Origin of the sequence: Streptococcus acidominimus (assembly GCF_001921825.1) — a bacterium.
Classification (GTDB): domain Bacteria; phylum Bacillota; class Bacilli; order Lactobacillales; family Streptococcaceae; genus Streptococcus; species Streptococcus acidominimus.
On sequence record NZ_MSJL01000058.1, the window covers coordinates 1 to 11,711 of the forward strand.

The following is an 11,711-nucleotide window of genomic DNA, read 5'->3' on the forward strand; positions in this document are numbered from 1 at the left end:
ACCAGAATATTCTTTAAATGGACAGCACAAGAAGGACTATACCCAAACATTGCTGAACATGTTAAAGGGGCTAAGTTAGACAAAAACCACAAAAAAGACTACCTAACAAGCAGGCAGGCTAAAGAGGTGCTAGCAGGAGTGCAAACAGATAGCGAGGAAGGGTTAAGAAACTACGCTATACTTTCTTTAATGGTTACAGGGGGGCTACGCACTATAGAAGTATCAAGAGCTGACGTAGAAGACCTAAGAACAGTAGGGGAAAGCACTGTATTATATATCCAAGGTAAAGGGCGCGAGGAAAAAACCGAGTATATCAAGATTAGCGCACCAGTAGAAAAAGCTATTAGATCATACCTAAAAGCGCGTGAGAACGTAGAAGAAGGGCAACCGCTGTTTACAAGCACTAGCAATAATAGCAAAGGTAAGCGAATTACTACACGTACTGTTAGCGGGGTGGTAAAAACCGCCCTAAGAAACGCAGGGTATGACAGCGCGAGGTTAACAGCTCACAGCCTACGGCATACAGCAATAACGCTAGCTTTACTTGCAGGGCGTGAAATAACAGAGGTGCAACAGTTTGCTAGGCACGCTAACTTAAATACAACTATGATTTATAACCACGCACTAGATCAAGCTAAAAACGGCTGTAGTGACGCTATTTCAAGTGCTATATTTTAAACATACAGATATTACTATACACACAAACACATACACAACATAAAAGGGGTTAACAATGAAAGTTATAACTGTTATCAATCAGAAAGGCGGGGTAGGTAAAAGCACAACCGCCCTAGCTTTAGGGCATGGCTTACAAGCTAAAAAGTATAGCGTGCTGTTTATTGATCTGGACGCACAAGGGAATATTAGTTACACACTTAACGGGAATACAGACGGCTATAACACGCTAGGCATTTTACAGAGGCCAGAAACAGCCCCGCAGGAGATACAACACACAGAGCTAGGGGACATTATACCAAGCACACCCGCACTAAGTGGGGCAGACAGTATTTTAACATCAACAGGAAAAGAGTATAAACTGAAAGAGGCGCTAGAGTTTGTTAGCAAGTCTAATAATTATGATTACATAGTCATAGACACCCCGCCAGCGTTAGGAATATTGACTATTAACGCTTTAACCGCTAGCGACTTTGCTATTATACCCGCACAAGCTGACATATACAGCTTACAGGGTATTTCACAGCTTAACAGCACTATCCAAGTGGTGCAAAAGTACACTAACCCAGCTTTAAAAGTGCTAGGTATCGTATTAACTAGATATAACGCACGCTCAACGCTCACAAAAGAGCTTACAGACCTATTAGAGAACACAGCAGGGCAATTAGATACAAAAGTGTTTAAAACCCGTATACGCGAAAATATAGCCGTTAAAGAAGCGCAGGCAGTCAAGCAAAATCTTTACACATACGCACCAAAGAGCAACGCTAGCAAAGATTATACAGCGCTAGTAGAAGAGATAGAAACAGACATCATTTTTTAAAGGAGTATGATCACATGGCTAAGAAAGACTTTTCAAGCATAGCTAACCCCGCTTTACAATTTATCAGTACCCAAGACGCTGAACAACCGAAGAAAGAGACAGCCCCAGAGGGTTACAAAGTAAACCCCGCGTACATAGAAAAGAAAAGCAGGCGGTTACAGTTGCTAATGCAACCTAGTCTATATGATTTACTGAAAACACGCGCAGTAGAAGAAGGAACTAGCGTAAATAACTTGATACACGAATTGTTAGAGAAGGTAGTTAAATAATGGCAAATTTAAACACATACACCCTAGAAGAAGTAGAAGACATTTTAAAGGTTACACGCAGGACAATTTACAACTACATCAAAAACGGAGACTTAAAAGCCGTAAAAATGGGTAAGTATTGGCGTGTAAGCGAGGCAAATTTACAAGACTTTATAGAACACGGAACAAAGAAAAAAGGCTAGGAAAAAGCATTTATAACTAGCTAGCTGAAATATCTCTATTTCTGGAAATTAGTATTAGCGGAAGTAGAAACAGACTAAAACAGGAGGTAAAAAACATTTGAAGAGCCAAGAGACTAAAACAGAGTTTATAGCCCTACGAGCGCAGGGGAAAACATTTGAATACATAGCCAAAGAGTTGAACATTAGTAAGTCAACTTGTAGCGCGTGGGAAAAAGAATTAAAGACAGCTATAGCAGACTTAAAGCAGGAACAACTAAACGAGTTATACGACACGTACTACATGACTAAAGAAGCCCGCATTAAGAAGCTAGGAGACATACTAGATAGAATAGACAATACATTGGATCAGGCAGACCTTGCAGAAGTGCCTTTAGAGAAGTTGCTAGACTTTAAATTAAAATATACCGAGGCTTTAAAAGCTGAATACGTGCATACGAGCGCTGTAACAGATTTTAGCGAACAAATGACCGCGCAAGACATTTTAAAAGCGCTAGGGAGCTTGCTAGAGCGCGTACAACGTGGGGAAGTATCACAAGAACAGGCTAATAGAGAAAGCACCATACTAGCAAACCTATTAAAAGCATTTGACGCTGTAGAGTTGCAGGAGAAATTAGCAATGGTTGAAAGCGTGCTAAAGAGTAGGAGTTAAATATGGTTAGAAGCAAAATAAAAATAACCGATAAAAAAGGCTGGACAGGCGAAGAAGTCGGGCGCTTAATTCTAAAAAATAGCATACACAGCTATACCGAGGCTATGAAAGGGAATAGAAAACCTAAGCCAATTTTTAGCCAGAACGAATTAGAAGCAATGGTTAGCAATATTTCATATGACAACCGCATGAATGGAGAAATATATAACCGCTATATTGCTTTAGAGCATTGGTTAGGGAAGTATGTAGCAATAACCAACAGCGTATACTCTACTAGCTTATCTGAAATAAAAACTATTACAATTATCGCGGAAAACATTAGAAACATACAAGAAAGTTTTTACGATCGCAGTAAATTACCTATTATTACAACTAGAGAACAGTTTGAAAAAGATACCCTTAAACTACTAAAATCGTACACAAAAAAGCACAGCCCGCACTATACGCTTGCAGAAATAATAGATCAGTTTATTTACAGCGACGATAGCAAAAAAGTAAAAAAAATACTTAAGACTTACAAAAAAGAGGCGCCTAAGGCGCGGGATTTTTTAAAAAGTCATTGGGAAGAAGCGACAGGTAACGAAAACCTAGAGGGACTAGCAGAACTAACTAAAGCAGAAATTATAGAGGACGTTTTTTTAGGCGAATTATATAGCGGACTTTTTAACAATGTTGAAGGTAAAACAGAGCAGGAAATAGAAGAAGAAAAAGAGGCTTTTTTAGAAGACTTTTCAGACTTAGCTACAACAGCTTTAGAAGAAATTAAAAAGACACTTTCTTTGCCTGATCTAACATTAGATGATATGAAAAAACCGTTATTGACAATGGAAGATGCCTATTTAAAGAATTGCTTTAATTATCGCAAAAGCATAGAAAATACCTTGTATGCCGAAAACCCCAACTACCAAAATGGCGGGGTGGCTTTTCTAGCAGAGAATTATAACCACTATTTAAAACCCTTTACTACACTTGAGGAAAGAGACAAAATATTAGGGTTAGGCGGGATTTTGCAGGGTACCCCAGACGGAGAAAATTTAGTAGAGATGGTGCAAAATAGTTATACTGAACTTAAATTTTGCTATCAGGAATTATTAAAATACGACACTACTATAGAACTACTTGCAGAAGGGCTAGACATGCCCGAAATAAAAGTATTTAAACAGGGCTCACAAGACGTATTAGAGCGGGTAAATTCTTTGTTTGATTATATCCAACATATAGTAAGAACTATAAATATGACTTACTACCGAGACAGCAAAGAAGCTATAGATAGGCGCGGAGCTTTAGAACAACTTTTACCGCCTATGAATTTGGAAAGTTACAAAATACCAGAAGATGAAATAAACGCCCTAAAAGTTGAAATTATGGCAGATTTAAAGGTATTTAAAGATGATAAAAACAGGAATATAAACGATAGTTTACACCCTATTTTAGAGGGGGTAGAGTATGACAAATAACACCTTTAAAGAACTACTAAAAGGCAGTAACAAACCCGCTTATATCCCAGAAACAGTTATTACCAAACCACTAGAAACCCCTAGCTTTGCCCCTATGCTTAACGGCACAGCTACTAATACCCTTGCTATAATTGGGCGTAATGCAGAGCCTACCAGGATTAACCCGCTTGCTGACAATGAAGCAACTATAGAAAACGGGGACTTTAAAGTATTTATAGAGAAATACTCAAACAAGAAAAGCCTTAAAGTTGGGGTAGTGAAGCTATTAGACTTTTTAGCGGTAGGTTTGGCCAAAAACAACCACTACAGGGACAAAGACATAACAAACTTGCAAAATACCGTTACATTCTCTATAGATGATTATATGGGGTATTTAGGGGTAGCTAACCCAGATAGTAAGAATACCCGCGATCAAGTAAGAAGACGTTTAAAAGCTGAATTAGACACACTTTACAGCATTTCTTTAGAGTGGAAAGAAAAGAGCAGGGATAAAGTGGAAGACTATGCTAAAATGCGAATTTGTGAAGCACAGGGAATAAAACGGGGCGTAGCGTCATTTACATTTACTACTAGCATGGCTCACTATTTAAACCAGTCTTACATTATGCAGTACCCGCTAGACCTACTAGCTATTAGCGAGCGTAACCCTAACGCTTACCCTATAGCCCGTAAATTAGCGCTACACCACAGCATAGACAATAACCACAAAAAAGGGACATCTAACATTATAAGCGTTGCTAAGTTGCTTGAAAGTGCCCCAGAAATACCAACAATAACCGAAGTTATGGGAACTGATAGAGCATGGGGCAGACGTATTAAAAGCGCTTTAGAGAAGGCTTTAGACGCTATAGAAGGGGTTATTAGTTGGGAATACAGCAACAGTAAAGGCGTACCGCTGACAGAGAAACAGTTAGAGATGGCAGACTATGAAACATTTAGCAAGCTATACATAAAGTTTGATATACTAGGCGCGCCAGATCCAACACAGCGAATTGAAGCTAAAAAAGCCAAAACTACAGCACGTAGGAAAGCAAAAAAGACAGATACAAAAAAAGAGGAGTAGCCTGACAGCTACCCTTTTTTATTGGATATACATTTATCAGTATACACATATACAAACTATGCAAGAATGCGCGTGACTATACGCGACTATACAAGTATATTTTAAAGTGATATAATACCAGAAAGGAGGTGCTACTATGCACGTTTTAGAAAAAAATACACAAGTCAATTTTAAAACCAACAGCGAACTATTAGAGAAAGCTAAAGCGATTATCACAGCACAAAACCTTGACATGACCGCTAGCTTTAATTTGTTTTTAGAAAATATCGTAGAAAATAAAGCCCTACCATTTGAGACTGACACCGATAAAGAACGGGCTGAATTACTTGCAGGCTTACGGGCTGAAATTGCTAAGAGCTTTAACGATTTAGAAAATGGGCGAGTATATAGTGCTAGTGAAGTGAGGGCTAACCTTGGTATCTGACAACAAAAACTATAGCCTTATTATTCCTGAAACCGTACAAGATCAACTAAAGGCGATAAAAAACTATATTGAAACTACTTACTTTTCAGAACAGGCAGGGGCTAACACCGTTAATAATATCCTTTACGGTTTAGAGCGTCTGGAGATTTTCCCAGAAGCAGGATTTAACGCAGATGAAAGGGTAGGGGAGACCATTTACCCGCCCTATAATACCCGTTGCATTGTTTTAGGGGACTACCTAGCTTTCTATCACATTTTAGAGGATAAAAAAGCCGTGTTTGTTTCTGATATTATCCATAGCAAACAAGACTATATCAGACTATTTAAGAAAAAGTAAACGCCTTAAAAAAGGGCGTTTTTATTGTATCAAGTTAAAATACAGTAAAGTACAGTAGAATATAGTAGCTGTAGCCCCCAAAATAAGCGCTGTAGGGCGTTTTACGAGCGGTACGCCTATTTATACCAGAGTACACAAAAACACGCGCAGAGAGCCAAAAATGGACGTTTTCAGTCATTATTAGGGGGCGTTTTTTTGTAAAATTTTATAAAAAAGGGGTTGAAATTATGGCTGTACTGTTATATAATATAGGTACAGCCGATATATAGAAAAGAGGTGAAAAAATGGCTGAACGAGGTAGACCTAAAAGCGACAACCCCAAAAGCAGGCGTATTACTGTTAAAGTTACTGAAAGCGAGTTTAGCAGGGTAGAAGAAGTAGCCACTAAAAAGGGGCTTACTAAGTCTGAGGCAATGCTACGAGGTATAGAACTTTTAGACGCTGAAAAATAAAAAAAGGCCCGTCCCACAGTCTGGAAAACAAAGGACGAGGCAAACCTGAAAAGAAAACCTTTTCTGAAATCTATTCTATCAGAAATGGCTTTCTTTGTCACACAACAAAGGAGCTTTTTATATGGCACAAACTCAAAAAGAACTTAGAAACGCTTTACGAACATACAAGGCACGTAACGGCTTAACGTGGGCGCAAGTAGCAACATTATTAGACGTCGCCCAAGATACCGCTAAAAAGTACAGCATGGGAAAAGGCGCTATCCCAGAACACATAGCAACCCGCCTAGCCTTGCTGATAGAAGACGAAAACAAGCCTTTAAAAACAGGGGCTATTAAACATTTAACAGATACACAGGTACTAGAAACGACGTTAGCAGTATATGGCACGAATGATAGACCGCTATTTCTAGCTAAAGATATTGCTAAGGTGCTAGGACACAGAACAGATAACATACACCATTTTTTAAAAAACGTTGATCGTAGCGAGAAGGTACGTGATAGTATAACGACCCTAGGGGGTAACCAAGAAGCATGGCTATTAACCGAGGAGGGACTTTACGAAGTGCTTATGCAGTCGCGTAAACCTATTGCTAAGCAGTTTAAAACACAGGTTAAAGCTATTTTAAAGGACATCAGGCAGAAAGGCTACTACGCCAAAGGGAAACTAATTAAAGAGCAGGCAGAACAGTTAGAAGGGCAACACATCAACATAAACACCTTGCTAAACGCCCCCAGAGAGCCTATAAGCGATTTAGAGTACATAAACGAGCTTTTATATAGGGCAATAGAAAAAGACACGCTAGAGGGCAAAATAAGCACCTTAGAAGCTATTTTAAAACTTATTGACGTACTAAAGGGGGCATAACATGGAAAAACCAACAGAAACGCTACTGACCGTGAAACAGTTAGAAGAGCTAGCATTATCCTTATTAGCTATTAAAGATAGCCTTGAATTACACAAGGCTGGAGCAGACACCTTATATAGTCTACGTAAATTAGATACAGAATTTTTCCAGTATCACGCAGGTCAATTCTTAGGGGCAATATTTGAAACTCTAAATAACGAGATAAGCGCTATTGATGAAGTAGCAAGTAAGTTGTTTGAAGCGATTGAAAAGAAAAAGCTGGAGGGCACTCTATGAGTATTAGCTATTATGACGTCTTAGTAGACTATGAAGCGCTTGTAAACCAAGTAAACGAGGTTTTACAAATATTAGAGGAACACCAAGACTACAGCAATCACGCGCCTATAGCAGTATCTATTTACGCTTTACGTGGGCTAGTAGACACACACAAGAAAAACACAGCAAGCTACATCACGCAGAAAAGTACCGAGGGACGCACCGCCACTAACTGAACGTTAGGCTAACACGGGAAAACTACACACAGCTAGGCTATTCGTTTGGCGCAGTATTGTAAGACCACAGGGAAACCTGACAAGACTGTAACGGGCAACCGTTGGGGATAGTCTAGGCTAAAAAAAGAAACCAAGTATAAAGAAAAATCAGGTATAGTAAAGACACAGGAAAACAAGGAAAAAGTGGTTAAGCCACTAAAAAAACAGGGGCTATTATCGCGAAGATTTTAGCCCGATTTTTATAAAAAAGCGTATAATGCGAACAGCAAAAGCGTATAATGCAAACAGCAAAAGCGTATAATGCAAACAGCAAAAGCGTATAATGCGAACAGCAAGCGATTTTGTAAACCCTTGATATGGCTGACTTTCTAAGGGGTCAAAATTTTCAATACTATTAAAACTATTAAGACTATTAAGAGCACACGCCCGCAACTCTAGCGAGCGGGCGAATGCTATAATAAAACCAGTAAAAAGAAGCGGGGCGGGGGTGCCTATCTTTTTAAAGGCTAAAAAGCACAAAGGAGCTAAAGTTATGACGAATGAAGAATACATTAAAGCTAGTGAGGCGTTTTTTATCCGTTATTCTGAACACAGAGCAAAGTTAGCGCTAGCAGAAGGGAAAACAGACCTAGAAACGCTGATACAGTCACTAGCGAACGCAGAGACGACCATAGCAAACCTATTAAGGGTATTAAACCAGATAGGCATACCGTATTACAATAATAACACCTTACAGCCTAATATAAAAAAACTAATAAAAGTATTAGACGTGGACGGTATTTATAGCGATATTTTCAAGCCTAGCAACAACCCGCTAGATGATGAGGGGTAAAACATGGATAGACATACAGCAACAGAAGCAGTAAAAGAGCGCTTAACAGAGTACGTAGAAAGCATTACAGATCATAGCAGGAAAGGGAATAAAAAAGCCTATGTTTGCCCGCTTTGTGGTAGCGGTACAGGAAGAAATGCTACAGGAGCTTTTACGATAACCCCAGACGGCAATAGTTGGAAATGCTTTGCATGCGACAAAGGCGGAGACACACTAGACCTAATAGGCTACGTAGAGGGCATAGACGACTACAATAGCAAACTTACACGAGCAGGAGAGTTATTTAACATGACTATAGACGCACCCGCTAGAGAGTACCAAAACCAAGACAAAACCGCACAAAATACAGATACACATAACAGTATACACACACCAACAAACGGGAACTATCTTGCATTTTACAAGCAAGCTAATGATAACATACAGGCTACTAACTACCCCGAAAAACGAGGGCTAAGCAAGGCGATATTAGACCGCTTTAAAATTGGCTACGTAGAGAATTGGAAACACCCCAACGCCCCAGAAAACGTAACAGGTAGCCCCCGTTTAATTATTCCCGTAACGCAGACAAGCTACTTAGCGAGAGACACCCGCGACAATATACCAGACTATCAAAAGCAATACGCAAAAACAAAGGTAGGCGGGAGCGATATTTTTAACGGCAGGGCTTTTATAGATGATCTGGATAAACCTATTTTTATCGTAGAAGGAGAAATAGACGCGCTTAGCATTATGGAAGTAGGCGGGGTAGCTGTAGCGTTAGGGAGTACCAGCAACGCTAAGAAGCTAGCAGGAATGGTTAGAGATAAGCAACTAGAGCGCCCTTTAATTCTAGCGCTAGACAACGACAGCAGAGGCAGGAAGACACAAGCGGAACTAGAGGGGCTTTTACAGGCACAAAAGACACCATACACTGTAGCGGTGCTTACAGAAGGCGCAGTAAAAGATCCTAATGAAATGCTTGTAAAGAATAAAGAAGCCTTTACGGCGCGTGTTGAAGACGCTATTAAGAATGCTAGAGACGACAAAGAGAAGTATTTAGAGACATCAACAGATAACTACATACAGGACTTTCTAAACGGTATTGCAGACAGCGTAAACACCCCTAGCATTTCTACAGGCTTTCCTATTCTGGATAAATGTTTAGACGGCGGTTTTTATGAAGGGCTTTATATTGTGGGGGCTATTTCATCTTTAGGTAAAACTACCCTAGTTACCCAGATAGCAGACCAAGTAGCAAGTAGAGGGCATGACGTACTTATTTTTAGCTTAGAAATGGCTAGAGCTGAAATTATGGCTAAAAGTATTAGCCGTCATACTGTTATGGAAGTATTGCAAACAGGCGGGGAAATGAAGAACGCTAAAACAGTCAGAGGTATCACAGCGGGGAATAGGTACGAAAAGTACAACAGCACAGAAAGAGAGCTTATTAAAAACGCGGTGCAGACTTACAGCGGTTATGCCAAACACATCTACATAACAGAGGGCGTAGGAGATTTAGGAGTAAACCAAATCAGAGCGACAGTAGAAAAGCATACGCGTTATACAGGTAACACCCCCTTAGTTATCGTAGACTATTTACAAATACTAGCACCCGCGAACGAGAGAGCGACAGACAAGCAAAACACAGACAAGGCAGTCATGGAGTTAAAACGAATAAGCAGGGACTTTAAAACGCCCGTTATAGGTATCTCTAGTTTTAACCGCGACAATTACAATAACGCTGTTAGCATGCAAGCCTTTAAAGAAAGCGGGGCTATAGAATACTCTAGCGACATACTTATAGGGCTACAGCTCAAAGGAGCAGGGCAGAAAGATTTTGACGCAACAGAGGCGAAAAGCAAAAGCCCCCGCGAGATTGAATTAGTGATCCTGAAAAACCGTAACGGAAAAACAGGGGATAAAGTGCCGTTTGAGTTTTACCCTATGTTTAATTATTTTGTCGAAAACGACGCGCCAAAGTATATACAAGCGGAAAGCGATAGCGAGACAGACAAACATCAAGCAATCACTGAAGAGTACGAAGTTATACCCGTAGAAGGTAGCGACCTAGTAGAGATAAGGCGAAAAGAGAGTGAGTAGGAGCGTGCTTACATGGAGTTAGATTTTAGCAAAATAGACAGCATAGGAAGCCCTAAGAAACCCGCAGACACGTCTATAACAACAGACTATAGCGAACTACCCAGAGCGCCTAAAAAGCCCGCAGAAAGCAAACCAGAGGCGCAGAGCTTACAGAGAAAAGCAGACCATAGAAAACAACAGCTAGCAATAAGCGCGGACGTGTTAAAAGAGTATCAAGCAAATAAAAGGCTAACGACAAGCATAGTAGCTGAAATTAACCACGGCTTACAGCAGGGACAGGACATATACGACCTATTTTTAAAGGCTGTAGAGGGCTTAGCATTAACTACCAACGACCCCGATTTAATGGCGCGTAGCAAAGAGGCTATACAGTCAGTTTACGGCGTAGGGCTTAGGAAACCACGCGCAGTAAAGATAGAGAAACAAGAGACGCAGAAACGCCTAAAACGGCTCATAGAGAGCTTGGAAGAGGCTAGCGATATATCAGACCAGTTAAGGCTAAAAAGAGCGATACAAGCGCACCAGAAGCGCCTAGACAGTCTATAGATCATTACAGAAGCACCTAGTAAAATGGGTGCTTTTATTGTGTAGTATTATGTTTTTATGATATACTCATATATGAAAATAAACACTTGATAAGAGAAGAAAAAGGCGGTATAATAGATACAGATAAGTATATACACACAACAGTATGCACATAGAAGGGTAAAAAGCTATGAACGAATTACAAGCAGTAGGATATAGGGGGCAAGAGTTAGCTGTTACAACCGCTATAACCTATGATACATTTGAAAGATTTATTAGCTATTTAGACGCTAGCCCCAAGACAATAGAGACATACACAAAAGCCCTAAGGCAGTTTTTTAACTATATAGGCGTACATGGTATTAGAAAACCACAGAGGGAAGACGTACTAGCTTTTAGGGACGACTTAAAGGCGAGCGGGTTAAAACCTACGACCGTACAAAACTATATAACAGCTACCAGAATATTCTTTAAATGGACAGCACAAGAAGGACTATACCCAAACATTGCTGAACATGTTAAAGGGGCTAAGTTAGACAAAAACCACAAAAAAGACTACCTAACAAGCAGGCAGGCTAAAGAGG

16 protein-coding genes are annotated in these 11,711 nt (G+C 40.0%); all 16 read left to right on the forward strand.

Features of this window, described 5'->3' with window-relative positions:
* Nucleotides 1-678 (forward strand): tyrosine-type recombinase/integrase (locus BU200_RS09360; RefSeq protein ID WP_158015158.1); only part of this gene is annotated, 678 nt, incomplete at its 5' end.
* A 55-nt stretch (nt 679-733) separates the two neighbouring features.
* Nucleotides 734-1,498 (forward strand): ParA family protein, encoded by a 765-nt coding sequence (locus BU200_RS09365; protein ID WP_075099896.1) that lies wholly within the window; start codon nt 734-736, stop codon nt 1,496-1,498.
* Between the two features lie 14 nt (nt 1,499-1,512).
* A complete protein-coding gene (locus BU200_RS09370; RefSeq protein WP_075099897.1) occupies nt 1,513-1,767 on the forward strand; it encodes a hypothetical protein in 255 nt (84 codons plus the stop codon).
* Nucleotides 1,767-1,949, forward strand: coding sequence for a helix-turn-helix domain-containing protein (locus BU200_RS09375; RefSeq protein ID WP_075099898.1), 183 nt, complete (start codon nt 1,767-1,769; stop codon nt 1,947-1,949). The genes BU200_RS09370 and BU200_RS09375 overlap by 1 nt, the downstream gene beginning before the upstream one ends.
* Nucleotides 1,950-2,229: 280 nt before the next feature.
* Complete coding sequence (locus BU200_RS11175; protein WP_158015160.1) at nt 2,230-2,598, forward strand: hypothetical protein; 369 nt, start codon at nt 2,230-2,232, stop codon at nt 2,596-2,598.
* A 2-nt stretch (nt 2,599-2,600) separates the two neighbouring features.
* Complete coding sequence (locus BU200_RS09385; RefSeq protein WP_075099900.1) at nt 2,601-4,055, forward strand: hypothetical protein; 1,455 nt, start codon at nt 2,601-2,603, stop codon at nt 4,053-4,055.
* A complete protein-coding gene (locus tag BU200_RS09390; RefSeq protein WP_075099901.1) occupies nt 4,045-5,118 on the forward strand; it encodes a RepB family plasmid replication initiator protein in 1,074 nt (357 codons plus the stop codon). The genes BU200_RS09385 and BU200_RS09390 overlap by 11 nt, the downstream gene beginning before the upstream one ends.
* Before the next feature lie 136 nt (nt 5,119-5,254).
* Complete coding sequence (gene relB, locus BU200_RS09395) at nt 5,255-5,542, forward strand: type II toxin-antitoxin system RelB/ParD family antitoxin (protein WP_075099902.1); 288 nt, start codon at nt 5,255-5,257, stop codon at nt 5,540-5,542.
* Entirely contained in the window at nt 5,532-5,879 is a 348-nt protein-coding gene (locus tag BU200_RS09400) for a type II toxin-antitoxin system RelE/ParE family toxin (RefSeq protein WP_075099903.1), read from the forward strand. Before relB ends, BU200_RS09400 begins: the two co-directional genes overlap by 11 nt.
* Before the next feature lie 284 nt (nt 5,880-6,163).
* Entirely contained in the window at nt 6,164-6,331 is a 168-nt protein-coding gene (locus BU200_RS11315; RefSeq protein WP_162841234.1) for a hypothetical protein, read from the forward strand.
* A gap of 121 nt (nt 6,332-6,452) precedes the next feature.
* Nucleotides 6,453-7,196 (forward strand): BRO-N domain-containing protein, encoded by a 744-nt coding sequence (locus BU200_RS09405; RefSeq protein WP_075099904.1) that lies wholly within the window; start codon nt 6,453-6,455, stop codon nt 7,194-7,196.
* 1 nt (nt 7,197) lies between these two features.
* Nucleotides 7,198-7,473 (forward strand): hypothetical protein, encoded by a 276-nt coding sequence (locus BU200_RS09410; protein ID WP_075099905.1) that lies wholly within the window; start codon nt 7,198-7,200, stop codon nt 7,471-7,473.
* Nucleotides 7,474-8,220: 747 nt separating this feature from the next.
* Nucleotides 8,221-8,520: a hypothetical protein gene (locus BU200_RS09420; RefSeq protein ID WP_075099907.1), complete on the forward strand. Its 300-nt coding sequence runs from the start codon at nt 8,221-8,223 to the stop codon at nt 8,518-8,520.
* A 3-nt stretch (nt 8,521-8,523) separates the two neighbouring features.
* Nucleotides 8,524-10,602: a DnaB-like helicase C-terminal domain-containing protein gene (locus BU200_RS09425; protein ID WP_075099908.1), complete on the forward strand. Its 2,079-nt coding sequence runs from the start codon at nt 8,524-8,526 to the stop codon at nt 10,600-10,602.
* A 12-nt stretch (nt 10,603-10,614) separates the two neighbouring features.
* A complete protein-coding gene (locus tag BU200_RS09430; protein WP_075099909.1) occupies nt 10,615-11,148 on the forward strand; it encodes a hypothetical protein in 534 nt (177 codons plus the stop codon).
* Between the two features lie 169 nt (nt 11,149-11,317).
* On the forward strand, nt 11,318-11,711 hold a 394-nt coding region (locus BU200_RS09435; RefSeq protein WP_158015162.1), incomplete at its 3' end, for a tyrosine-type recombinase/integrase.